The sequence below is a fragment of the Streptomyces sp. NPDC008079 genome (assembly GCF_042957385.1).
Lineage (GTDB): Bacteria > Actinomycetota > Actinomycetes > Streptomycetales > Streptomycetaceae > Actinacidiphila.
In genome coordinates, this window is the sequence record NZ_JBIBIC010000007.1 from 121,086 (window position 1) to 144,215 (window position 23,130).

18 protein-coding genes are annotated in these 23,130 nt (G+C 71.1%); 9 read left to right on the forward strand and 9 right to left on the reverse strand.

Going from position 1 to position 23,130, the window contains the following annotated elements:
• Positions 1 to 51 precede the first annotated feature (51 nt).
• The gene (locus tag ACFZAM_RS17295; protein ID WP_188280324.1) at positions 52 to 255 is read left to right on the forward strand and encodes an AlpA family transcriptional regulator; all 204 of its coding nucleotides are present in this window, start codon (positions 52 to 54) and stop codon (positions 253 to 255) included.
• A gap of 3 nt (positions 256 to 258) precedes the next feature.
• Here ACFZAM_RS17295 and ACFZAM_RS17300 read toward each other — a convergent pair whose 3' ends face one another.
• On the reverse strand, positions 259 to 2,481 hold the full coding sequence (locus ACFZAM_RS17300; protein ID WP_391046877.1) for an MMPL family transporter: 2,223 nt from the start codon (positions 2,479 to 2,481) through the stop codon (positions 259 to 261).
• Positions 2,482 to 2,551: 70 nt separating this feature from the next.
• On the opposite strand from ACFZAM_RS17300, the gene ACFZAM_RS17305 reads away from it, so the two are divergent.
• Positions 2,552 to 3,331 carry a TetR family transcriptional regulator gene (locus tag ACFZAM_RS17305; RefSeq protein ID WP_391046879.1) on the forward strand — a complete coding sequence of 260 codons (780 nt, stop codon included), beginning with the start codon at positions 2,552 to 2,554 and terminating at the stop codon, positions 3,329 to 3,331.
• A gap of 27 nt (positions 3,332 to 3,358) precedes the next feature.
• On the opposite strand, the gene ACFZAM_RS17310 is transcribed toward ACFZAM_RS17305, so the two are convergent.
• The 4 genes from ACFZAM_RS17310 to ACFZAM_RS17325 form a co-directional block, all read right to left on the reverse strand.
• Complete coding sequence (locus ACFZAM_RS17310; protein WP_391046881.1) at positions 3,359 to 4,240, reverse strand: VTT domain-containing protein; 882 nt, start codon at positions 4,238 to 4,240, stop codon at positions 3,359 to 3,361.
• 250 nt (positions 4,241 to 4,490) lie between these two features.
• Positions 4,491 to 5,237 (reverse strand): SDR family oxidoreductase, encoded by a 747-nt coding sequence (locus ACFZAM_RS17315; RefSeq protein ID WP_355337035.1) that lies wholly within the window; start codon positions 5,235 to 5,237, stop codon positions 4,491 to 4,493.
• A gap of 425 nt (positions 5,238 to 5,662) precedes the next feature.
• Entirely contained in the window at positions 5,663 to 6,952 is a 1,290-nt protein-coding gene (locus tag ACFZAM_RS17320; RefSeq protein WP_188280320.1) for a citrate synthase, read from the reverse strand.
• A 124-nt stretch (positions 6,953 to 7,076) separates the two neighbouring features.
• Complete coding sequence (locus tag ACFZAM_RS17325; RefSeq protein ID WP_391046883.1) at positions 7,077 to 9,296, reverse strand: ATP-dependent RecD-like DNA helicase; 2,220 nt, start codon at positions 9,294 to 9,296, stop codon at positions 7,077 to 7,079.
• A 206-nt stretch (positions 9,297 to 9,502) separates the two neighbouring features.
• On the opposite strand from ACFZAM_RS17325, the gene ACFZAM_RS17330 reads away from it, so the two are divergent.
• Positions 9,503 to 9,931, forward strand: coding sequence for a DUF937 domain-containing protein (locus ACFZAM_RS17330; protein WP_391046885.1), 429 nt, complete (start codon positions 9,503 to 9,505; stop codon positions 9,929 to 9,931).
• A 229-nt stretch (positions 9,932 to 10,160) separates the two neighbouring features.
• On the opposite strand, the gene ACFZAM_RS17335 is transcribed toward ACFZAM_RS17330, so the two are convergent.
• From ACFZAM_RS17335 to ACFZAM_RS17345, 3 genes are all read right to left on the reverse strand, one after another.
• Positions 10,161 to 10,994, reverse strand: a complete 834-nt coding sequence (locus tag ACFZAM_RS17335) for a TIM barrel protein (protein ID WP_391047188.1) — start codon at positions 10,992 to 10,994, stop codon at positions 10,161 to 10,163.
• Positions 10,995 to 11,059: 65 nt separating this feature from the next.
• On the reverse strand, positions 11,060 to 12,214 hold the full coding sequence (locus ACFZAM_RS17340) for a DUF993 family protein (RefSeq protein WP_391046887.1): 1,155 nt from the start codon (positions 12,212 to 12,214) through the stop codon (positions 11,060 to 11,062).
• The gene (locus ACFZAM_RS17345; RefSeq protein WP_355337026.1) at positions 12,211 to 13,362 is read right to left on the reverse strand and encodes a Gfo/Idh/MocA family oxidoreductase; all 1,152 of its coding nucleotides are present in this window, start codon (positions 13,360 to 13,362) and stop codon (positions 12,211 to 12,213) included. The genes ACFZAM_RS17340 and ACFZAM_RS17345 overlap by 4 nt, the downstream gene beginning before the upstream one ends.
• Before the next feature lie 269 nt (positions 13,363 to 13,631).
• Here ACFZAM_RS17345 and ACFZAM_RS17350 point away from each other — a divergent pair, with 269 nt between their 5' ends.
• The 6 genes from ACFZAM_RS17350 (at position 13,632) to ACFZAM_RS17375 (ending at position 19,076) form a co-directional block, all read left to right on the forward strand.
• Entirely contained in the window at positions 13,632 to 14,717 is a 1,086-nt protein-coding gene (locus tag ACFZAM_RS17350; protein WP_391046891.1) for a substrate-binding domain-containing protein, read from the forward strand.
• Between the two features lie 86 nt (positions 14,718 to 14,803).
• Entirely contained in the window at positions 14,804 to 15,769 is a 966-nt protein-coding gene (locus tag ACFZAM_RS17355) for a GNAT family N-acetyltransferase (RefSeq protein ID WP_391046894.1), read from the forward strand.
• A gap of 54 nt (positions 15,770 to 15,823) precedes the next feature.
• Positions 15,824 to 16,534, forward strand: a complete 711-nt coding sequence (locus ACFZAM_RS17360) for a VWA domain-containing protein (protein WP_391046896.1) — start codon at positions 15,824 to 15,826, stop codon at positions 16,532 to 16,534.
• An 85-nt stretch (positions 16,535 to 16,619) separates the two neighbouring features.
• A complete protein-coding gene (locus ACFZAM_RS17365; protein ID WP_391046898.1) occupies positions 16,620 to 17,417 on the forward strand; it encodes a TIM barrel protein in 798 nt (265 codons plus the stop codon).
• 5 nt (positions 17,418 to 17,422) lie between these two features.
• Positions 17,423 to 18,346 (forward strand): LysR family transcriptional regulator, encoded by a 924-nt coding sequence (locus tag ACFZAM_RS17370; RefSeq protein ID WP_355337016.1) that lies wholly within the window; start codon positions 17,423 to 17,425, stop codon positions 18,344 to 18,346.
• Positions 18,347 to 18,353: 7 nt separating this feature from the next.
• The gene (locus tag ACFZAM_RS17375) at positions 18,354 to 19,076 is read left to right on the forward strand and encodes a hypothetical protein (protein ID WP_391046902.1); all 723 of its coding nucleotides are present in this window, start codon (positions 18,354 to 18,356) and stop codon (positions 19,074 to 19,076) included.
• 105 nt (positions 19,077 to 19,181) lie between these two features.
• On the opposite strand, the gene ACFZAM_RS17380 is transcribed toward ACFZAM_RS17375, so the two are convergent.
• Positions 19,182 to 23,060, reverse strand: coding sequence for an ABC transporter transmembrane domain-containing protein (locus ACFZAM_RS17380; RefSeq protein WP_391047190.1), 3,879 nt, complete (start codon positions 23,058 to 23,060; stop codon positions 19,182 to 19,184).
• Positions 23,061 to 23,130 lie beyond the last annotated feature (70 nt).

Here is a 23,130-nt window from a genome sequence, read left to right on the forward strand (position 1 = left end):
CCGGACGAAGGTGCTGATCAACAGCAGCCCCGCCGTACGGAGGTACCTGGGATGACCGACCGGACCCTGTGGTCGTACGCCGAGATCGCCGCGCACATCCGCGTACAGGTCGACACCGTCCGCTCCTACCGGAAGCACGGGCATCTCCCGCCGCCCGATGTCGTCGAGGGCGGCAAGCCCTTCTGGTACGCCGATACCGTCAGGGCCTGGAGTGCCCGGCGGCCGGGAAACCGCGGCCGCCGGGATCCGGACTGAGCCTCAGTTCCGCGTGGCCGGCTCGGGGTCCCGCCGCTCCCGCGAGGAGCGCGGGGCCTTCGTGCCCTCCGGCGCCTCCTGGCCGCCGCCCTCCGATATGCCGAACCGGTCGTGGAAGCGGCGCAGCACCGGCGGCGCCCACCAGGTGGCCCGCCCGGTCAGCCGCATCACCGCGGGCACCAGCAGGGTGCGGACCACCATCGCGTCCATGAGCACCGCGAGCGCGATGCCGAGCCCCAGCATCTTGGTGTTGGCCACCCGCGAGGTGCCGATCGCGACCATCACCACGGCCAGGATCACCGCCGCCGCCGTGATCAGTCCGCCGGTCCGCTTGAGCCCGAACTCAATGGACGCCTGGTGGTCGCCACTGCGGTCGTACTCCTCCTTGATCCGTGAGAGCAGGAACACCCCGTAGTCCATGGAGAGTCCGAAGGCCACGCAGAACATCAGCACCGGCAGGGTCGTCTCGATGCTGCCGGTGGCTGTGAAGCCCAGCAGTCCGGACAGATGACCGTCCTGGAAGACCCACACCACCGCGCCGAACATCGCGGTGAGGCTCAGCGCGTTGAGCAGCACCGCCTGGAGCGGGATGATCACGCTGCCGGTGAGCAGGAAGACCAGCAGCAAGGTGACCAGGGCGATGATCCCGGCCGCCCATGGCAGCCGTTGGCCGATGGTGTCCTTGGTGTCCACCAGGACGGCGGCCTGGCCGGTCACCGAGGCTTTGAAGTCCGTGGGCACGGCGCGGATCGCGCCGACCAGGTGCTGGGTGCCGGCGTCCACAGCCTCGCTCGTGGACAGCACCGTCATATAGGCGGCGCCTGAGTCCTGGGCGACGACCGGCCCCTCAACCCGGACCACGCCGGGCAGGGCGGCCACCCGCTTCTCGTATCCGGCCAGTTGGGACCGGTCGGCGCCTTCGGCCAGCACCGTGATGGCGCCGTCGGGACTGCCGGGGAACTCCTGGCGGATGTGCTGCTGCACCACATGGGACTCGGCCGCCGAGGGCAACTGCCGGTCGTCCGCGGCGCCGAAGCGCACCTGGAGGAAGGGCAGTCCGAGCAGCAGCAGGCCCGCGACCGCGCCGATCGCGAAGAGCGGCGCCCTGCGCATCACCAGCCGGGCGAAGGCGGCGTATCCCGCACCGGGGTCGCTCGCGGGCCTGCGGCGCAGTACCTTGCGCAGATCCAGCGCGTTGACCCGGTCTCCGAGCAGGACCAGGCAGGCGGGCAGCGCGATCAGCGCCGCGGCGGCGGCCAGCAGCACCACGGCGATCCCCGCGTAGGCGAAGGAGCGCAGGAAGTACTGCGGGAAGACGAGCATCGCGGCGAGCGAGGCGGCGACGGTCAGGGCCGAGAAGAGGACGGTGCGGCCCGCGGTGCGCAGGGTCACTCCGACCGCCGCGCGCGGGGTGAGTCCGGTCGCCAGCTCTTCGCGGAATCTGCGGACGATGAACAGGGCGTAGTCGATCGCGAGGCCGAGGCCGAGCGCGGTGGTGAGATTCTGCGCGAAGACCGAGACGTCGGTGAACGAGGTGATGGCGCGCAGCACCGCGTTGGTGCCGAGGATCGCGATGATGCCGACGCCCAGGGGCAGCAGTGCGGCGATGGCGCTGCCGAAGACCATGACGAGCAGTATCAGGGTGACGGGCAGGGCGATCATCTCGGCCTTGACCAGGTCGTCCTGGATGGTGCTCTGCAATTCGTGCCGGACGGCGGCAGAGCCGCCGACGCTCACGTCGACCGGTCCGTGCTCCCCGCGGTAGGCGGGGGCGATCCGTTTGACGGCGGTGGCCACCGCGTCGTCGTCGCCCTTGAGCCGGGCGGTGATCATCGCCGAGCCGTCGTCCTTGGCGCGCAGCACCGGCGCGTGGGTGCCCCAGTAGGAGGTGACGCCGGTGACGGCCGGATCGGCGGCGAGCTTGCGGGCCAGCTCCTGCCCCTGCGCGGCAACGGAGGGGCTGTCGACTCCCGCGCCCTTGGCGTCGACCAGCAGGACCAGATTGGGCTGGGAGGCGGGGAAGTGGTCGGCGAGCGCCGCGGTCGCGTACGAGGACTCGGAGTCGGGCGCTTCCCAGCCGCCGCTGGCCAGCCGGTCGGCCACGCCTCGCCCGGCGACGACCGCGAGCGCGGTGAAGAGGAGGGCGAGCAGCAGCGTCAGCCTGGGCCGGGCCGTGACGGCCCGCGTCCAGCCCCCGACCTCGGAGTCGTGGTTGACATCAGCCATGACAAAAGGTGTCCTCTCCCCGTAGTGCGACGTAGAATCGCAAATGCGAACTGTCGCTCGCGTTTCAAGAATGCGAGTGACCGCTCGTGTTTGTCAATACCCCTGGGGAGTCACCGTGTCCGAGGCGGAAGAGCGGCAGCCGCGCCGTCGGCAGGCCCGCGGCGAGCGGCGTGTCACACAGCTCCTCCAGGCCGCCGCCAGCGTGTTCTGCGCGCTGGGCTACACGGCGTCCAGCACCAACGCGATCGCCCGCGAGGCAGGGGTGTCGCCGGGCACGCTCTACCAGTTCTTCCCGAACAAGGAGGCCATCGCCGTCGAGCTGGGCAGCCAGCTCGCCAAGGAGATGGAAGCCACCCACGGCCGGGTCTTCACCGTCGAGAACGCCCTGCTGCCGCTGGACGAGATGATCGACGCCGTCGCCGGCCCCTTCATCGAGTTCAACTGCGCCAACCCGGCCTTCCTCGCCCTGATCAAGGGCCCGGACACTCCCGGCAAGGTCGCCGAGGGCCACGACGAGCTGCACGCGTCACTGCTCGCGCGCCTCACCGAACTGCTCGGCGTCCGTCAGCCGTCGCTGTCCACAGCGGAACGCACGCTTGTGGCGCAGATGTCCTTCGCGATGTTCAAGGCAGGACTCGACCTCGTCGTCCAGCACGAGGGCGAGGAACGGGACGCGTACGCGCGGGAGATGAAGGGGATGCTCTACCGCTATCTGGCGCCCTACCTGGGCACCGGGGCGGTCACCGCCCCGGACACGGCCGCCGCCCCCGCCGCAGCCGCCGCCCCGGACAAGGGCGCCGCCCCGGACAGGAGCCCAGAAGACAGCACGGACACCGCCGCCGCGCGCTGACTCCGGGTCCGGGGACGCGGCCGACGGCTACTTGCCGCGGCCGGCCGAGAAACAGGGAAATCCGCCCCGGTCCTTGCCCGGTGGCGGACTTGTGCGCGCGACAGTGGCGCCTGTGACGGATGTCGACGTGGTGGTGGCCGCTGCCCCTGGTCCCGCGGGCAGGCCACCGGCCGGTCCCGTACCACCACCGCCGGAGGGTCCCGGTACGGCCACCGCGTCACCCGCGAAGGACGCCCGTACCACCATCGAGGGAGGCCGGGGCGCCTCGCGCTCCCCCACCATGCGTGGATCGCGGCGCTCACGCGCCCGCGAGACCCACTGCACCAATGTGCCGATACCGGCGACGAGCATCGATATACCGAGCCCCAGGCAGAGGGCGAAGAAGGAGTTGGAAGCGGCTTTGCCGCTGAAATAACCGGCTCCGACGGAATAGCTGGCCCAGACGGCCTCCGCGACACCCGCGCCCACCGCGTAACGCCGGGCGGGATAGCGCACGACACCCGCCGCGAGACCGCCTATCACTCGGCCGCTGGGCAGAAAGCGCACGCCGATCACAAAGGGCACACCGTGCCGCTGTATCCGCAGGGCGGCCCATCTGAGCAGCGCCGCCCGGCGTTCGTTGCGCTCCATGCGGGCCAGGACACGGCCGCTGAGCGCCCGGCCGGTGCGGTGGATCAGCATGTCGCCGAGGACCGCGCTGCCCGCCACCACCAGCAGCACGAGGGCGATGTCCAGCCGTCCCTCGGCCGCCATCACTCCGCCGGTCACGAGCAGCACGGAGTTGGGCACGAGCGGCGGGGCCGTGGTGAGGGCCAGTACCGCGTATGCCCAGAAGACGTGTCCACCTCGCAGGTACTCAGCGAGACCTGAGGTGAAGTCCAGTGACGACACGTTCAGTGCAACGTCCATTCCACCGCCCCTCTTCCCGCCCCCGGGCTTCAAAACTGACAGCGGCCGGTGGGACGGGGCAAGGGGGTTTCCCCTGGATCAGGGGATTCCTCGGGGGCTCCCAGGAGAATTCATCCTGAGGGTCCAGTCGGGCTACTCCTCAGGGAGTACGGGCGCGCCTGTCACGGAACGCGGAATGCTCCCGGCGCACTGGACCTCCGGAGCACAGGGCCTCCGGAGCGCAGGACCTCCGGGTCACCGGGTCACCGGGTCACCGGCCGAGCAGTTCGCCGCCGTTGCACTGAAGGATCTCGCCGGTGATGAAGCCGGCCTCGGGGGACGCGAGGAAGAGCACGGCCGCCGCCACGTCGGCGGGGTGGCCGACGCGGCCCACGAGCGTGCGCCCGGCCCGCCGGGTCAGCTCGGCGTCGTTGAGCCGCGAGCCGAAGAATTCGGTGCCCGCCACGGTGCCGGGCGCCACGATGTTGCACGTGACGCCCTGCGGGCCGAGCTGGGCGGCCAGCGAGTGGTTCCAGGCGTGCAGGGCGGCTTTGGAGGCCCCGTAGGAGCCGCCGCCGCGCAGCGCGGCCACCGAGGTGACCGTGACCACCCGGCCGCTGTCGGTGAAGCGGTCCCGCAGCGATTCGGTCAGCAGCACCGCGGTCAGCACATTGCGCTCGAAGTCGCCGCGCCAGCGGGCGAGCACCCCGTGCGGGCCCGCGCCGATCGCCAGCTCCCGGCTGCCCGCGTTGTTCACCAGGACGTCGACCTGCTCGGGCAGGTGCCGGAGCGCCGCCTCGACGTCGTCGGGGTCGGCCAGGTCGCAGGCGACCGGGGTGACGTCCAGCCCGCGTTCCCGGCGCAGCTCCTCCGCGGTGGCATGCAGGACCTCACGGCGACGGCCGACGATCGTGACGTGGTGGCCCTCCTCGGCGAAGCGGATCGAGATCGCCCGACCGATGCCCGTACCCCCGCCGGTCACGACGACGCTGCGGCCCGCTGTCCCATTCTGTGCCATGTACTCCGCCCCTCATGAGGAGACAGCACGCTACGGGATCGCCCCATACCGCCCGCGAGCGGGGTAGCCTGCGAAAACGCCCCCATTCGAAGAGACGTAGATCACAGGGCTTGGAACGTAACCATTACGGTGGTTCGTGGGTCTTATGTCTTGAGCACCGCGCTCCCGGCGGAGCCGGTGGGGGGCTGCGGAACGGGCTGTCTTGGGGGACGGCCCGGGAATGCGTCGCCGGGGCGATGTCCGGGGAGCTTTGAGCGGCCCTCCCGGGCCGCAGTCGTCCCGGCACGGCGCAGCCGCCGAAAGACGCCCGGTCGGACCCGTGGGGGGATCCGTTCCGGGAACGGGAGCGCCCCGTGCCGGACCCGTGGGGGGATCCAGCGCGGGGCGCTTCTTCATGCGTGGTGGGGCCAGGCTCAGCCCGTGGTTCAGCGGCCCTCGACGGGCACGTAGTCGCGGATCTCGACGCCCGTGTAGATCTGCCGCGGACGGCCGATGCGGGAGCCGGGCTCCTTGATCATCTCGTGCCACTGGGCGATCCAGCCGGGCAGCCGCCCGATGGCGAACAGCACGGTGAACATGCTGGTCGGGAAGCCCATGGCCCGGTAGATCAGGCCGGTGTAGAAGTCCACGTTCGGGTACAGCTTGCGCGAGACGAAGTAGTCGTCGCCGAGCGCGTGCTCTTCGAGCTTGAGCGCGATGTCCAGAAGCTCGTCGGACTTGCCGAGCGCCGACAGGACGTCGTGCGCGGCCGACTTGATGATCTTCGCCCGGGGGTCGAAGTTCTTGTAGACGCGGTGTCCGAAGCCCATGAGCTTCACACCGTCTTCCTTGTTCTTCACCTTGCGGATGAAGGCGTCCACGTCGCCGCCGTCGGCCTGGATGCCTTCCAGCATCTCCAGCACCGACTGGTTGGCGCCACCGTGCAGGGGGCCCCACAGCGCGCTGATACCGGCCGAGATCGAGGCGAACTGGTTCGCCTGCGAGGAGCCGACCAGCCGGACCGTCGACGTCGAACAGTTCTGCTCGTGGTCGGCGTGCAGGATGAAGAGCTTGTCGAGGGCGCTGACCACGACCGGGTCGAGCTCGTACTCCTCGGCCGGCACGGAGAACGTCATGCGCAGGAAGTTCTCGACATAGCCGAGGTCGTTGCGCGGGTAGACCACCGGCTGACCGACGGACTTCTTGTACGCGTACGCCGCGATGGTCGGCAGCTTGGCGAGCAGCCGGATCGTGGAGAGGTGGCGCTGCTCGGGATCGAACGGGTTGTGGCTGTCCTGGTAGAAGGTCGACAGCGCGCTCACCACGGACGACAGCATCGCCATCGGGTGGGCGTCACGGGGGAAGCCGTCGTAGAACCGTTTGACGTCCTCGTGCAAAAGGGTGTGCTGGGTGATCTCGCCCTTGAACTCGGCCAGCTCGTCGACCGTCGGCAGTTCGCCGTTGATCAGCAGGTAGGCGGTCTCCAGGAAGCTTCCGCGCTCGGCGAGCTGCTCGATCGGGTAACCGCGGTAGCGCAGGATGCCTTCCTCACCATCGAGGAAGGTGATCGCGGACTTGTAGGCCGCAGTGTTGCCGTAACCGCTGTCCAGGGTGACCAGCCCGGTGTCGGCGCGCAGCTTGCCGATGTCGAAGCCGTTGTCACCGACGGTGCTGTCAACCACCGGGTAGCTGTACTCGCCGTCCCCATACCGCAGTACTACAGACTTGTCGCTCACGTCATTCCCTCACCGACGGTGTTGCCTCTTCTTCGAGGTGCCCTGACGAGGTCCACTGTCCCCCATTTGGCACTGGCGTGTGCACTCGGGGTCGGCCATCGGGCCGAAAGGTGGCACTCAGTGCCTATTTTGCGCCCCTGGACAGCCGGTGGTCGAGAGCCGTGAAGCGCTTTCCCGCCGACACCGTCCGCACCGCCTGACCGATGGCGCGACGCGATCCGACCAGCACGACGAGCCGCTTCGCCCTGGTCACAGCGGTGTAGAGCAGATTGCGCTGCAGCATCATCCAGGCACTGGTGGTGACAGGGATCACCACCGCCGGATACTCGCTGCCCTGCGAGCGGTGGATCGTCACCGCATACGCGTGGGCCAGCTCGTCCAGCTCGTCGAAGTCGTACGGGATCTCCTCGTCCTCGTCGGTGTGCACGGTGAGGCGCTGCTCGACGGTGTCCAGCCCGGTGACCACACCGACCGTGCCGTTGAAGACGCCGTTCGCGCCCTTGTCGTAGTTGTTCCTGATCTGCGTGACCTTGTCGCCGACCCGGAAGGTCCGGCCGCCGAACCGGCGCTCGGGCAGGTCGGGCCGCGCCGGGGTGACGGCCTGCTGGAGCAGTCCGTTGAGCACGCCCGCGCCCGCGGGACCCCGGTGCATCGGCGCGAGCACCTGGACGTCCCGGCGCGGGTCGAGCCCGAACCGGGCCGGGATGCGGCGGGCCACCACGTCCACGGTCAGCCTGGCCACCTCCTCCGAGTCCTCCTCGGCGAAGAGGAAGAAGTCGGGCAGGCCCTGAGTGAGCGGCGGGACACCGGAGTTGATCCGGTGCGCGTTGGTCACCACCCCGGACTGCTGGGCCTGCCGGAAGATACGTGTGAGCCGCACGGCGGGCACGGGGCCGTCCGCCGCGAGCAGGTCACGCAGCACCTCACCCGCGCCGACGCTCGGCAACTGGTCCACATCGCCGACGAACAGCAGGTGCGCGCCCGGCGGCACCGCCTTCACCAGCTTGTTCGCCAACAGCAGGTCGAGCATCGACGCCTCGTCGACCACCACCAGATCCGCGTCCAGCGGCCGGTCCTTGTCGTACGCCGCGTCGCCGCCCGGCTTCAGCTCCAGCAGTCGGTGCACGGTCGAGGCCTCGGCGCCGGTCAGCTCGGCCAGCCGCTTGGCGGCGCGGCCGGTCGGGGCGGCCAGCACCACCTTGGCCTTCTTCGCGCGCGCCAGCTCCACCACCGAGCGCACGGTGAACGACTTGCCGCAGCCGGGGCCGCCGGTGAGCACGGCGACCTTCTCGGTCAGCGCCAGCCGTACCGCCTCCTGCTGTTCCGGTGCGAGATCGGCCCCCGTCCTGGTCGCCAGCCAGGCCAGCGCCTTGTCCCACTCCACGTCCCGGAAGGCGGGCAGCCGGTCCTCCGGTCCGCGCAGCAGCCGCAGCAACTGGGCGGCGAGCGATATCTCGGCCCGGTGGAAGGGGACCAGGTAGACGGCCTTCACCTGTTCCTCGTGCCCGTCCGGCGAGGGCACGCTCTCCCGGACGACGCCCTCCTCCTCGGCCAGCTCGCCCAGGCAGTCGATCACCAGCCCCGTGTCGACCTGGAGCAGCTTCACCGAGTCCGCGATCAGCCGTTCCTCGGGCAGATAGCAGTTGCCGCCGTCAGTGGCCTGCGACAGGGCGTACTGCAATCCCGCCTTGACCCGCTCCGGGCTGTCGTGGGGTATCCCGACCGCCTGCGCGATCCGGTCCGCGGTCAGGAAGCCGATCCCCCAGACCTCGGCGGCCAGCCGGTACGGCTGGTTCTTCACCACGGAGATCGACGCGTCCCCGTAGCCCTTGTAGATCCGCACGGCGATGGAAGTGGACACCCCCACTCCCTGGAGGAAGACCATCACCTCCTTGATCGCCTTCTGCTCCTCCCACGCGGCGGCGATCAGCTTGGTGCGCTTGGGGCCAAGCCCCGGCACCTCGATCAGCCGCTTCGGCTCGCCCTCGATGATCTCCAGCGTGCCGGTGCCGAAGTGGTCGACGATCCGCTCCGCGATCCTCGGCCCGATGCCCTTGATCAGCCCCGATCCCAGGTAGCGGCGTATCCCCTGGATCGTGGCCGGCAGCACCGTCGTGTAGTTCTCGACGCTGAACTGCTTGCCGTACTGCGGATGCGAGCCCCAGCGGCCGTGCATCCGCAGCGACTCCCCCGGCTGCGCCCCCAGCAGCGCGCCGACGACCGTCAGCAGATCCCCCGAGCCACGGCCGGTGTCCACCCGCGCGACCGTGTACCCGGTGTCCTCGTTGGCGTACGTGATCCGTTCCAGGACGCCGTCCAGCACGGCCAGCCCCGACTCGCCCATGCCCGGCCTCCTTTCCCGGCCCTCCCGTTGGTGATCTGTTCCGAAGGTACCGGTTGGCTCGGACACCCCGTTGCCGCCCTGTGGATAACTCTCCGGCGGCAACTCCCCCTGTGGACAACGCCGCTCGGGCCACCCGGCTGCGGCCCTTCACGCGTTCGGCCGAACTCCGGGGGCCGCCGCTCGCGCGCCCGCGTAGCGTCCGGCACATGAGCGACCGACCGCTGCAGGACGAAGTGCTGACCGAGCTGGGTGACGAGCGGCTTCAGGAACTGGCCGATCGGCTCGGCACGGACACGGACGCGGCTCGGCAGGTCGTGGGCGCCTCGGTCGGTTCGCTGACCGGTGTGGTCACGGACGAGGCGGTGACACCGGGCGGGACCGCGGAGTTGAGCCAGGCGCTGGAGCAGGCCGCCTCGGAACCGGAGCCGCTCACCGGGGTCGCCGGTTTCGCGGGGCTCGGCACGGGCGTGGGCGGCGGTCTGCTCACCACGGTGCTGCGCAAGGCGACCGCGCCGACGGCCCGCGCGGTGTCGAAGCGGACGGGTCTTCCGGTGGCGGCGGTCACGATGGCGCTGGAGACGCTCATTCCCGTGGTGGCGACGGTGCTGGCCAAGCGGGCCCGCCGGGCGAAGTGAGGCGGACGCGGCGAGCCGCCCCGGCGGTCACAGCGTCCGCACAGAGATACGAAAGAGGTCCGGCACAAGGCCGGACCTCTTTCGTTTCCCCCCTGCTACCCCCGAAGCCCCCCTCGGGCGCATTTCCCTCTCGGCTCCGTGAAACCCCTCCCAGGAGCCTTGATGCCCAGTAAGACCACCGACCCCCCGGAAGGGTTGTACGACGGATGCGTAATCTCTCAAGTTTTTTTCAGAGAACGTGCCGGAGGTACCGATCGGCGATCTCGGCGACCAGTTCAGCGCCGTCCCTGGCCCACAGCGCGGGGTTGAAGATCTCCACCTCGACCGGCCCGCGAAAGCCCGTCGCGTCCACCTGCTCACGCAGTCCCCGCAGGTCGACGCAGCCGTCACCGAGCTGTCCCCGCCCCAGCAGCACCCCCTCCGGCAGCGGCGTCACCCAGTCGGCGACCTGGAAGGAGGCGATCCTGCCGCCCGCTCCGGCCCGGACGATCTGCGTAGGCACCATGTCGTCCCACCACAGGTGATAGGTGTCGACCACGACACCCACCTGGTCCGCGGGGAAGCGCTCGGCGATGTCCAGCGCCTGGCCGAGCGTGGAGACCACACACCGGTCGGAGGCGTACATCGGGTGCAGGGGCTCGATCGCGAGCCGTACCCCGCGCTCCCCCGCGTAGGGCGCCAGCTCGCCGATCGCGTCGGCGACCCGCTCCCTGGCGGCGGCGATGTCGCGGTCGCCCGCGGGCAGGCCGCCGGAAACCAGCACCAAGGTGGCCGTTCCCAGCGTCGCCGCCTCGTCGATCGCCGCGCGGTTGTCGTCCAGCGCGGTCGCCCGCTCCGCCGGGTCGGTCGCGGTGAAGAATCCGCCGCGGCACAGCGATGTCACGGTGAGCCCGCTGTCCCGCATCAGGTCCGCTGCACGCTCGACGCCGTACTCCCGCACCGGCGCCCGCCACAGCCCCACCGAGCCGATCCCGGCCGCCACGCACCCCTTGGCCAGCTCGGGCAGCGACCACTGCTTGACGGTCTCCTGGTTGATGCTCAGCCGCGAGAGGTCGCAGGTCACGTCGCTGTGCACGTCGTCGTGAGAGGCGGATGCGGAGGACTCGGGGTCGGGCGACGTCGGTACGGTCATGCGTCCACTCCGTATACGGCGAGCAGGCCGCGCATCCGAGCCTCGGCGAGTCCGGGGTCGGGGAACAGGCCGATCCGGTCGGCCAGTTCGTAGGCGCGGGCGAGATGCGGCAGGGAACGGGCCGACTGGAGACCGCCGACCATGCTGAAGTGCGACTGGTGCCCGGCCAGCCAGGCGAGCAGGACGACACCGGTCTTGTAGAAGCGTGTCGGTGTCTGGAACAGGTGCCGGGACAACTCGACGGTGGGGTCGAGAACGCGGCGGAAACCGGCGGCGTCCCCGGTGTCGAGGGCGCTGACGGCAGCCGACGCCAGGGCCGCGAGCGGGTCGAAGATGCCGAGCAGCGCGTGGCTGAAGCCCTGTTCGTCGCCCTCGATCAGCTCGGGGTAGTTGAAGTCGTCGCCGGTGTAGCAGCGCACGCCCTGCGGCAGGCGGCGGCGCAGTTCGACCTCGCGCCGCGCGTCGAGCAGCGAGATCTTCACGCCGTCGATCTTGTCCGGGTGGGCCTTGATGACGTCGAGGAAGGTGTCGGTCGCCGCGTCCAGATCGTCGCTGCCCCAGTACCCGGCGAGCGCCGAGTCGAACATCGGGCCGAGCCAGTGCAGGATCACCGGGTCGCCGGCCTGACGCAGCAGCCGCCCGTACACCTCCAGATAGCCCTCAGGGCCCTTCGCGACCGCGGCGAGGGCGCGGGACGCCATGAGGACGGCCTGCGAACCGGTCGCCTCGACGAGCGCCAACTGCTCCTCGTAGGCGGCGGCGACCTCGTCCAGTGTGGCGGCGGGACCGGTGAGCTGGTCGGTGCCGACACCGCAGGCGATCCGGCCGCCGACGGCGCGCGCCTCGGCCGCCGACCTGCGGATCAGCTCCGCCGCGCCCGCCCAGTCGAGCCCCATGCCGCGCTGCGCGGTGTCCATGGCCTCGGCCACGCCCAGCCCGTGCGACCACAGATGGCGGCGGAAGGCGAGAGTGGCGTCCCAGTCGACGGCCGCGGGCTCGTCCGCCGCCGTCCGCAGCGGGTCGGCCACGACATGGGCGGCGGAGTACACGACACGGCTGCGCAGCGGAAGATCCGCGCTATAGGTGACGGATTCCGAACGCGGCACATAGGTGCGCGTTTCACCGGCCGCGTCCGGCAGCAGGATGCTCACAGCGCGAGCTCCGGAACCTCGAAGCGGCGACCCTGCGCGGAGGAGGCCAGGCCGAGTTCGGCGAGCTGGACGCCCCGGGCACCGGCCAACAGGTCCCACTGCCAGGGCTCGTCGAGCGCGACGTGCCGCAGGAACAGCTCCCACTGGACCTTGAATCCGTTGTCGAAGTCGCCGTTGTCCGGGACCTCCTGCCACTGGTCCCTGAAGGACTCGGTGGCGGGCAGGTCCGGATTCCACACCGGCTTCGGCGTGGCGGAACGGTGCTGGACGCGGCAGTTGCGCAGCCCGGCGACCGCGGAGCCGTGCGTGCCGTCGACCTGGAACTCCACCAATTCATCGCGGTTGACGCGCACCGCCCAGGAGGAGTTGATCTGTGCGACGGCGCCGCCCTCGAGTTCGAAGACACCGTAGGCGGCGTCGTCCGCGGTGGCGTCGTACGGCTTGTCCTTCTCGTCCCAGCGCTGCGGGATGTGGGTGGTGGCCAGCGCCTGGACGGTACGGACCCGGCCGAACAGCTCGTGCAGCAGGTACTCCCAGTGCGGGAACATGTCGGCCACGATGCCGCCGCCGTCCTCCGAGCGGTAGTTCCAGGAGGGGCGTTGGGCGCTCTGCCAGTCGCCTTCGAAGACCCAGTAGCCGAATTCGCCGCGGATGGACAGAATCCGGCCGAAGAAGCCGCCGTCGATGAGCCGCTTGAGCTTCAGCAGGCCCGGCAGGAAGAGCTTGTCCTGCACGACGCCGTGCTTGACGCCCGCGGATGTGGCGAGCCGGGCGAGTTCCAGCGCTCCGTCGAGTGAGGTGGCGGTGGGTTTCTCGCAGTAGATGTGCTTGCCCGCGGCGATGGCCGCCTTCAGCGCGGTCTCGCGTGCCGCGGTCACCTGCGAGTCGAAGTAGATGTCGACGGAGGGGTCGGCGAGGACGGCGTCGAGGTCGGTCGACCAGTGCTCGATGCCATGCCGCTCGGCCATGGCCCGCAGCGCGTGCTCGCGCCGGCCCAGCAGGATCGGCTCGGGCCACAGCGTGGTGCCGTCGCCGAGGTCGAGTCCGCCCTGCTCACGCAGGCTCAGGATGGAGCGGACCAGGTGCTGCCGGTATCCCATCCGCCCGGTGACGCCGTTCATGGCGATCCGCACTGTCCTGCGTGTCACGTGACAAGTCCTCTCATCGCTGCCGGATGCAGGGAACGCGCCCACGGTCACCAGCAAGGCGATAGCAAGCGCTTTCTTCTAGTTCACGCTAGCCGCCACGGCCTGCGTTCGACAAGAGTCCCCTAGCGGTGAATGGAAGCGCTTTCTCTCACACGCGCCACCACTCCCCCTCGCGTCCACGAAGTGAGACCATGTGCCCCTGCGAGCGGGAACGCGCACCTCACGGCACCCCTCTCGCCCACCGCCCCCTGCAGAAGGACCGGACCGAGATGGCAGTGACTCTGGCCGATGTGGCGGCGCGCGCCGGAGTGTCGTCGGCGACCGTGTCCCGTGTTCTGAACGGCAACTACCCGGTCGCGGGAAGCACTCGGGAGCGGGTCAGGCGCGCCGTCGCCGAACTGGACTATGTCGTCAACGGCCAGGCGCGGGCCCTCGCCGCCGCCACCTCCGACCTGGTCGGCGTCCTCGTCAACGATGTCGCCGACCCCTTCTTCGGGCTCATCGCGAGCGCCGTCCAGGCCGAGATCAGCGCGGGCGCGGCGCCGGGCGGCGGCAAGCTCGCCGTCGTGTGCAACACCGGTGGATCCCCCGAGGCCGAACTCACCTATCTCACGCTGCTCGAACGCCAGCGCGCGGCGGGCGTGGTCCTCACCGGGGGCGCCGTGGAGAGCGCGGAGCACACGGCGGCGGTCACCGCACGGCTCACCCGGCTCGCCGCGTCCGGCGCCAATGTCGTGCTGTGCGGCCGTCCCCCGCTGACCCTGCCGGACAGCGGGCTCGTCGCGGCCACCGTCGCCTTCGACAACCGCGGCGGCGCGCGGCGGCTGACCGAGCACCTGCTGTCCCTGGGGCACCGCCGAATCGGTTACGTGACGGGGCCGGTCGAGCGCAGCACCTCCCGGCACCGGCTGGAGGGCCACCGTGCGGCCCTGGCCGCGAGCGGCACCCGGATCACCTCGGATCCGGACGCGTACGCGGAGCGGCTGACGGTGCACGGGACGTACGACCGGGCGTCGGGCTACGACGCCGCGCTCGAACTGCTGCGGCGGGACGCGGGTCTGACCGCGATCGTGGCCGCGAACGACACGGTCGCGCTCGGCGTGTGCGCGGCGCTGCGGGACCAGGGGCTGAGCATTCCCGGTGACGTGTCGGTCGCCGGATTCGACGATCTGCCGTTCAGCGCCGATGTCTCCCCGGCCCTGACGACGGTCCGCATTCCCTTGCAGGAGGCGGGCGCGCGAGCCGGGCGGTTGGTGATGGGGCGGCTGTCCCCGCCGCCGGGCGGGGTCGCCACGATCCGTACGGAACTCATGGTCCGCGGGTCGACCGCGCCGCCGTCGGGCCGGTCCGACTGAAGTTATCCACAGGTTTCGGAGGGGTCTTCCGCCCGGCCCCGCATCCGCCTACTTTTGACTCAGGCAAAGGAAATGGGGGATTGATCATGGCCGTCCGGGAGATCCGCGAATTCAACCGCTTCTACACCAACCTGATCGGCGCGCTCGACTACAGCCGCCACCTGCACACACCGTTCACCCTCACCGAGGCGCGCGTGCTGTACGAGCTGGCGCACGCCCCGCGGACCGACGCGGCCGACCTGCGGGTGGAGTTGTCGCTGGACGCGGGCCATCTCAGCCGGATGCTGGCCAAATTCGAGGAGCGGCAACTGGTCACCCGCGGCCCGTCAGAACAGGACGCCAGGCGGCAGCGGATAGAGCTGACCACGCACGGGAGGCAGGCCGCGTCGCTGCTGGAGGAGCGGTCGGAGGAAGCCGTCGGCTCGCTGGTGGACCGCATACGTCCGCAGGACCGGCCGCGGCTGTCCGAGGCGATGCGGACGGTTCGGGAAATACTGCGCGACAACACCGTCAGCGGCGACAGCGGTGGCGACGGCCGTGCCCCGGCCACCGGCGGCGAGCCGTCCGCGTCGCGGGTCGTGCTGCGCGGCGCGCGCCCCGGCGATCTGGGGTGGTCCATCGAGCGCAACGCGGAGGTCTACGCGACGGAGTTCGGGTGGAACGAGGAGTACGAGGCGCTGGTCGCCCAGATCGTCGCGGACTTCGCCGCCCATCGCGATCCGGAGCGCGACGCGGTGTGGATCGCCGAACTCGACGGACGGCGGGCGGGCTGCGTCTTCTGTGTACGCGACAAGGAGCCGGGCACCGCGCGGCTACGGCTGCTGCTGGTCGATCCGGCCGCCCGGGGGCACGGCATAGGCAAGTTGTTGGTGGACGAATGCATCGCCTTCGCCCGCTCCGCCGGCTACACCGATCTGGTCCTGTGGACCAATGGCATACTGGCCGGCGCCCGAACGATCTATCAGCGCGCGGGATTCGAACTCGTCGCGGAGCAGCGGCATCACAGCTTCGGCCGCGAACTCATGGGGCAGGACTGGCACTTGGCGCTGTAGGGGACAGCGCCGCAGGGCCGACACGACATCGCAGACACGGTACAGGGGGATTCCATGGCGATTTCGATGCAGAAGGTGGAGCAGACCGCGCCCGGTCTGGTCAGCCTCTACAAGCAGGCGGCCGTCAGCCTGGACAAGCACCGGCTGTCGGGCGAAAGCGCCGCGGTCTATCTGGTGCTCGACCGCTCGGGCAGCATGCGGGAGTTCTACAACGACGGCACCGTCCAGCATCTCGCCGAGCAGACACTCGGCCTGGCCGCGCATTTCGACGACGACGGCATCGTCCCCGTCGTGTTCTTCTCCACCGAGGTCGACGGTGTGGACGAGGTGTCGCTGACGCGGTACGGCGGCCGGATCAACAAGCTCAATGAGGCGTACGGCCATATGGGTCGCACCAATTACGCGGCTGCCATGGAAGCGGTCATCGAGCACTATCAGCGGTCGGGGTCGACGGCGCCCGCGTTCGTGGTGTTCCAGACCGACGGCGGGCCGATCAACAAGGGCGCGACCATCGAGGTGCTGTGCAAGGCGGCGAAGCTGCCGATCTTCTGGCAGTTCGTGGGATTCGGGGGCGACGAATTCCGCTTCCTGCGGCGGCTGGACGAACTGCCGGTACCCGCCAAACGGGTGGTGGACAACGCGGGGTTCTTCCCCGCGGGCAAGGACCCGCGATCGATATCGGACGCGGTGCTGTACGACCACCTCATGGCGGAGTTCCCCGACTGGCTGGCGGCGGCCCGCGCGCAGGGCATCGTTCGCGGCTGAACAGGTGCCGAGCAGGGGCTGAACACGGGTCGGGCGGGGCCGAACGCGGTTGACCCGGCAGGAAGCGGTGCCTAGTGTCCGGCGAATGAAACTCGCCTTCTCCACTCTCGGCGTCCCGGCCCTGCCCATCGAGCAGGTGGTGCGGCTCGCGACGGAAAACGGCTTCCACGGCGTCGAATTGCGTGCCAACGACGAGGAACCGGTCCACCCCGGTCTCTCGGCCGGTGAACGCGCCGACGTGGTCGAGCAGTTCGGCAAGGCCGGGGTCGAGATCCTCACCGTGGCCGCCTACGCCAAGGTGGCCGCGCCCGGGGACGACCAGCCGGTGCTCGACGAGATCGGCGCGGCGATGACCCTCGCGGCCGATCTGGGGGCCTCCTACGTGCGGGTGTTCCCCGGCGGAGGCGACACCGAGTCGCAGGAGGCGGACGCGGTCGCCGCGCGCCGGCTCGCAGCGGTGGCGCCGGTCGCCGCCGACCTCGGGGTGCGGGTGCTGCTGGAGACCCATGACTCGCACCGCGGCGGCGCCGATGTCGCGCGGATCCTGGGCCTGGTCGGACATCAGGGGGTCGGCACGATCTGGGACGTGATGCACACCTGGCTGGCGGGAGAGCAGCCGTCCACGACCTATCCGGCACTGGCCCCGTACCTGGGCTATGTCCAGGTCAAGGACATCGCTTCGGCGGCGGACACCACGCCGCTGGCGCTGGGGGCCGGGGTGCTGCCGCTGGCGGAGACCGTCGAGGTGCTGAGCCGGGCGGACTGGGACGGCTGGCTGTGCTGGGAGTACGAGAAGCGCTGGTATCCGCAGGTGCCGGAGTTGGCGGGGCTGCTCGGCCCGGCGCGCGAGCACCTGTCCCGGTTGCTGGCCGACTCGGCCTGAACGGCATGCTCGATCTGGCGCGGCTGAGGGCGCTGCACGCGGTGCACGTCCACGGGTCGGTGGGCGCGGCGGCCGAAGCGCTCGGCTACACGCCGTCGGCGGTCTCGCAGCAGATCTCCAAGCTGGAGCGGGAGACCAGGTCCGTGCTGCTGGAGCGGCACGGGCGCGGGGTGGCGCTCACGGACGCGGCGCATCTGCTGGTGGAGACCGCGCAACGGCTGATGTCGATCGTGGAGGCGGCCGAGGTCACGCTGGAGGAGCAGCGCGGACGGCCCACGGGACGACTGACGCTGGCGGCGTTCCCGACGGCGGCCTGCGGGCTGCTGCCCGGAGTGCTGGCGGAACTGACCGCGGCGCACCCCGCGTTGGAGCTCCGGCTGCTGGAGGTGGACGCGCATCTGTCGGTGGACCTGGTGGCGCGCGGGGCGGTGGACCTGGCCGTGGCGCACGACTGGGACATCGCGCCGCTGCCCGCGCCGCCTGGCTTGGAGCGGGCGGTCATCGGGGACGACCGGTGCGACGTGCTGGTCCCTGCCGGGCACCGGTTGGCCGAGCGGGCGTCGCTGACGCGGGCGGATGTGGCGCACGAGCGGTGGATCTGCCAGCCGCCGGGGTCGGTGTGCCACGACTGGCTGGTGCGGACGTTGCGGGAGGCCGGGACGGAGCCGGACATGGCCTTCCAGGTCGGCGAGTACGGGACGCAGTTGGCGCTGGTGGGGGCGGGGCTCGGTATCGCGTTGGTGCCGAGGCTGGGGCGGGGACCGGTGCCCGAGGGCGTCGCGGTCGTACCGCTGGAGCCCGCTCCGGTGCGGCGGCTGTACGCGCTGTGGCGGACGGGGGCCGCGCGCAGGCCCTCGATCGTCGCGGCGGTCGACACGTTGAGGTCGCATTGGGCGGCTGGGCCCGGATCGGCCGCCGAGGACGGATGATCGGGGCATGCGCCCACGATTTCCGCACCGTCCGCCGCGCCCGCAGCCGGGCGGTGACCATGCCCCTGAGACCATCGCGGAACCGGGCGGGGTCGGGGACCGTCACACCGGCATGCTGACCGTGAAGGTGAATCAGCGCGGAGCGGCCTGGGCCGTGGCACTGGCCGTTTCGCTGACCTTGGGTGCCGTCGCCTGCGGGAGCGGCACCTCGGACGCGGCGGACGGCGCGCCGTCCAGCACTACCGGGCCCGTGACGCCGAGCGGCGACACGACCACCGCCCCGCCGACGACCACCGAGCCGACGACCGCGACGCCGACGACCGGTGGCCCCACCACGGGCAGGGCGACGCCGGGGACGGGGTCGATCGCCAGTCGCGTCGTGTACTTCTCGTCGTCGGTGCGGGCCGTCGCGGGGACGCACGAGGTGCTGCGCGACCGGGGCGAGTTGGACCGTTTCGCCACCACCGTGGCGCACAACGACGGGAAGACGGCGGCGGAGATCTCGGCGGGCGGGGCGGCGACGGACTTCGGGCGGTACGTGCTGGTCGGCTGGACCGAGTCGACCGGGTGCAGCGCGGCCACGTCGGCGACGCTCGGCGTGGCGGGCAACTCGCTGAAGCTGCGCGTCGAGCAGCCGACGCCGACGGCGGAGTGCCTGACGGACTTCCGCGTGACGGTGGTGTTCGAGGTGCCGAAGGACCGGATCCCGGCGCGACCCGCCTTCGGCTGACCGAAGGCGGGACGCCAGGAGCCCAGAAGGCCAGAAGGGCAGAAGGGCGGCAGGCCAGGAAGGCGGGACCCGCCGGTTCCGTCGCACGGGCGACGGGTCCTCCCGTCACGCCACCGCGCGCACCTCGCCCGTGAAGGTGCGCCACAGCTCGGCGTAGCGGCCGTCGCGGGCCAGCAGCGCCGCGTGGGTGCCGTCCTCGATGACCCGCCCGTGGTCGAGGACGACGACCCGGTCCGCACGGGCCGCCGTGCTCAGCCGGTGCGCGACGACCAGCGTCGTACGCCGGGTGGCGAGCCGGTCGGCGGCCTGGTTGACGAGGGCTTCGGTGGCCAGGTCGAGGGCCGCGGTCGCCTCGTCGAGAAGCAGGACGGCGGGGTCGACCAGTTCGGCGCGGGCCAGGGCGATCAACTGCCGCTGTCCGGCCGACAGATTGCGGCCCCGCTCGGCGACCTGGTGGAGATAGCCGCCCTCCAGCGTCGCGATCATCGCGTGCGCGCCGACGGCCCGCGCCGCCGCCTCGACCTCCGCGTCGGTCGCGCCCATCCGCCCGTACGCGATGGCGTCGCGCACCGTGCCCGCGAAGAGGTACGGCTCCTGGGGGACGACGCCGAGGCGCTGCCGGTAGGCGGTGAGGTCGAGTTCGCGGATGTCGGTGCCGTCGACCAGCACCGCGCCGTCGGTCGGGTCGTAGAACCGCGCGACCATCTTGACCAGGGTGGACTTGCCCGCGCCGGTCTCGCCGACGAAGGCGACGGTCTGTCCGGCGGGGATGCGCAGATTCACGCCGCTGAGCGCCTCCGCGCCCTCGGCCCCCTCGCCGCCGTACCTGAAGTGCAGGTCGCGGAAGGCGATCTCGCCGCGCAGCCTTCCGACCTCACGCGGCCGGGCGGCGGCCGGGGTGGCGGTCGGCTCGTGCAGCAGCTCACGGATCCGGCCGAGCGACACCGACGCCTGCTGGTAGCCGTCGAAGACCTGCGAGAGCTGCTGCACGGGCGAGAAGAACAGGTCGATGTAGAGCAGATACGCCACCAGCGCGCCCGCCGTGAGCGTCCCCGCGCTGATCCGGTGCGCGCCCACGATCAGGACGAGCGCCGCCGCCACGCTGGACAGCAGCTGAACGAAGGGGAAGTAGACGGAGATCAGGAACTGGCCGCGCACCCGCGCCGTCCGGTAGTCGTCACCGCGTTCGGCGAATCGTTCCGCCCCGCGCCGCTCCCCCCGGAACGCCTGCACGATCCGCAGACCCGCGACGTGCTCTTGGAGGTCGGCGTTGACGACGGCGATCCGCTCGCGCGCCAGCTCGTACGCCTTCACCGACTTACGGCGGAAGACCCAGGTGGCGACGATCAGGATCGGCAGCGTGGCGAAGACCATCAGGGCGAGCTGGACGTCGATGGCGAGCAGCGCCACCAGGATGCCGAGGAAGGTGAGGACGCTGACCAGCGCCGTGACCAGCCCGGTCTGGAGGAACGTCGACAGCGCGTCCACGTCCGTGGTCATCCGCGTCATGATGCGGCCGGTCAGCTCGCGCTCGTAGTAGTCGAGGCCGAGCCGGTGCAGGTGCGCGAAGATCTTCACGCGCAGGGTGTAGAGGACGCGTTCGCCGGTGCGGCCGGTCAGCCGGGTCGAGCCCCACTCCGCCGCCCACTGCGCGATCACCAGGACCAGGCCGAGCAGCGACGCGACCCAGACCGCGCCGAGCGCCGCCTGCCGGACTCCCGCGTCGATGCCGTGCCGGATCAGCACCGGCAGCAGCAGTCCCGCGATGGCGTCCACGGCCACCAGCGCCAGGCTGAGCAGCAGCGGGGTGCGGAACCCGCGCAGCAGGCTGCCGAGGCCGAACTTCTCCTCGGCGGTCCGCGCCCGGTCCTCGTCGACCTCCGGGGTGTCCAGGGCGGGCGGCAGCGCGGCGACCTTGGCGAGCAGGTCGGGAGTGGCGGGCATGCCCGCCAGCGCGCCCGCCATGCCGCCCTGGGCGGGGGCGACCCGCGGCGGCCCGGAGGCGCCCGCGCCGGCGCTCCGCCGGTCGTCGTCCTCGGCCGCGGCGCGCCGGTCGGCAGGCCACAGCTCCGGAGTCACCGCCCCCGGAGCCACAGCCTCGGGACAAGCGCCGTCGCCCCGCGCCGGGCCGTCCTCGTCGAGCGGCCACTCGAAACCGTCGAGGCCGTCCGTACAGCCCTCGGTCCGCGCACCCGCCAGTTCGGCCTGCGCCGCGGCCATGTCCGTCTGCGCCGCCTCCCACTCGATCCGCCCCGCCGGGTCGAGGTCGACCACGTCGGCGCCGAGCGCGTCCGGGTCGGTGAGCAGCGCGCGGTAGAGCGGGCAGCGCTCCTGCAACTCCTCGTGCGTGCCGACGTCCGCCAGGCGTCCCGCGTCCAGTACGGCGATCCGGTCGGCGAGCGCCAGCGTGGAGCGGCGGTGGGCGATCAGCAGCGTCGTACGGCCGCGCATCACCTCGCGCAGCGCGTCGAAGATCTCCGCCTCCACCCGGGCGTCGACCGCCGAGGTGGCGTCGTCGAGCAGCAGCAGCCGGGGGTCGGTGAGGATCGCGCGGGCCAGGGCGACGCGCTGGCGCTGGCCGCCGGACAGGGTCAGGCCCTGCTCGCCGACGACCGTGTCGTAGCCGTCGGGCAGGTCGGAGATGAAGCCGTCCGCCTGCGCGGCGCGGGTGGCGGCGAGCATCTCCTCCTCGGTGGCGTCCGGGTGGCCGTAGAGGATGTTCGCCCGCACGCTGTCGGAGAACAGGAAGCTGTCCTCGGGCACCATGCCGATCGCGGACCGCAGCGATTCGAAGGTCAGCTCCCGTACGTCCACGCCGCCGACGCGTACGGCGCCGCCGGTCACGTCGTACAGCCGCGGCAGCAGCAGCGAGACCGTGGACTTGCCGGAGCCCGAGGAGCCGACGACGGCGACGGTCTCGCCGGGCTCGACGCGCAGGTCGAAGCCGTCGAGGACGGGCCGGTCCTCGGTGTAGCCGAAGGTGACGTGGTCGAAGTCGACGGTGGCGGGGGCGTCCGCGGGCAGCGTCCTGGTGCCGTCGGTCAGCGTGGGCTCGGTGTCGATCAGTTCGTAGACCCGCTCGACCCCGGCCCGCGCCTGCTGGCCGACGGTGAGCATCATCGTCAGCATCCGGACCGGGCCGGTGAGCTGCGCCAGGTAGGTGGAGAAGGCCACGAAGGTGCCGAGGGTGATCTGGCCGCGAGTCGCCATCCAGCCGCCGAGCGCCAGCATGCCGATCTGGCCGAGGGAGGGCACCGCCTGGAGCGCGGGGCTGTAGCGGGCGGTGAGACGGATGGTACGGAGGCGGCCGGCGAACAGCTTGCGGCTGACCGTCTCCAGCTTGTCCATCTCCTGCTGCTCCTGGCCGAAGCCCTTCACCACGCGCACACCGGTGACCGAGCCGTCGACGATGCCCGCGACGGCCGCCGCCTGACCTTGCGCGTACCAGGTCGCGGGAAACAGCCGCTTACGCGACCGGTCGGCGATAAACCACAGGGCAGGGGCGACCGCGAGCGCGACCAGGGTGAGCAGCGGCGACAGCGTGAGCATCACCACGAGCGAGAGCACGAACAGCAGCAGATTGCCGATCATCATCGGCAGCATGAAGAGCAGACCCTGGATGAGCTGGAGGTCGCTGGTGGCGCGGCCGACGACCTGGCCGGTGCTCAACTCGTCCTGGCGGCGGCCGTCCAGGCGCATGATCGAGCGGAACATCTCATTGCGCAGGTCGTACTGGACGTCCAGGGCGAGCCGTCCGCCGTAGTAGCGCCGCACATAGGTGAGCACATAGACGACGACGGCCGCCGCGATCAAGGTGAACGCCCAGGGCGCGAGCGGCTTGTCGTGTTTGACGATCACGTCGTCGATGATCAGCTTCGGCACCAGCGGGACCAGCGCGGTCACCGCCATGCCGCCGAGTGACGCGCCCATCGCGAGCAGCACATTGCGGCGGTAGCGCCAGCAGTACGTGGTCAGCCGCCACAGCCAGCCCCGCTCCTTCGGCGTCCGCGCCGCCGCCCCCTCACCGGGGACAGGACCTTCCTTCGTCGTCCTC

What these genes read in the sequence shown, in the direction of transcription:
- ACFZAM_RS17295 (WP_188280324.1), top strand. Translation starts at nt 52, where the DNA reads ATGACCGACCGGACCCTGTGGTCGTACGCCGAGATCGCCGCGCACATC.
- ACFZAM_RS17300 (WP_391046877.1), bottom strand. Translation starts at nt 2,481, where the DNA reads ATGGCTGATGTCAACCACGACTCCGAGGTCGGGGGCTGGACGCGGGCC.
- ACFZAM_RS17305 (WP_391046879.1), top strand. Translation starts at nt 2,552, where the DNA reads ATGCGAGTGACCGCTCGTGTTTGTCAATACCCCTGGGGAGTCACCGTG.
- ACFZAM_RS17310 (WP_391046881.1), bottom strand. Translation starts at nt 4,240, where the DNA reads ATGGACGTTGCACTGAACGTGTCGTCACTGGACTTCACCTCAGGTCTC.
- ACFZAM_RS17315 (WP_355337035.1), bottom strand. Translation starts at nt 5,237, where the DNA reads ATGGCACAGAATGGGACAGCGGGCCGCAGCGTCGTCGTGACCGGCGGG.
- ACFZAM_RS17325 (WP_391046883.1), bottom strand. Translation starts at nt 9,296, where the DNA reads ATGGGCGAGTCGGGGCTGGCCGTGCTGGACGGCGTCCTGGAACGGATC.
- ACFZAM_RS17330 (WP_391046885.1), top strand. Translation starts at nt 9,503, where the DNA reads ATGAGCGACCGACCGCTGCAGGACGAAGTGCTGACCGAGCTGGGTGAC.
- ACFZAM_RS17350 (WP_391046891.1), top strand. Translation starts at nt 13,632, where the DNA reads ATGGCAGTGACTCTGGCCGATGTGGCGGCGCGCGCCGGAGTGTCGTCG.
- ACFZAM_RS17355 (WP_391046894.1), top strand. Translation starts at nt 14,804, where the DNA reads ATGGCCGTCCGGGAGATCCGCGAATTCAACCGCTTCTACACCAACCTG.
- ACFZAM_RS17360 (WP_391046896.1), top strand. Translation starts at nt 15,824, where the DNA reads ATGGCGATTTCGATGCAGAAGGTGGAGCAGACCGCGCCCGGTCTGGTC.
- ACFZAM_RS17365 (WP_391046898.1), top strand. Translation starts at nt 16,620, where the DNA reads ATGAAACTCGCCTTCTCCACTCTCGGCGTCCCGGCCCTGCCCATCGAG.
- ACFZAM_RS17370 (WP_355337016.1), top strand. Translation starts at nt 17,423, where the DNA reads ATGCTCGATCTGGCGCGGCTGAGGGCGCTGCACGCGGTGCACGTCCAC.
- ACFZAM_RS17375 (WP_391046902.1), top strand. Translation starts at nt 18,354, where the DNA reads ATGCGCCCACGATTTCCGCACCGTCCGCCGCGCCCGCAGCCGGGCGGT.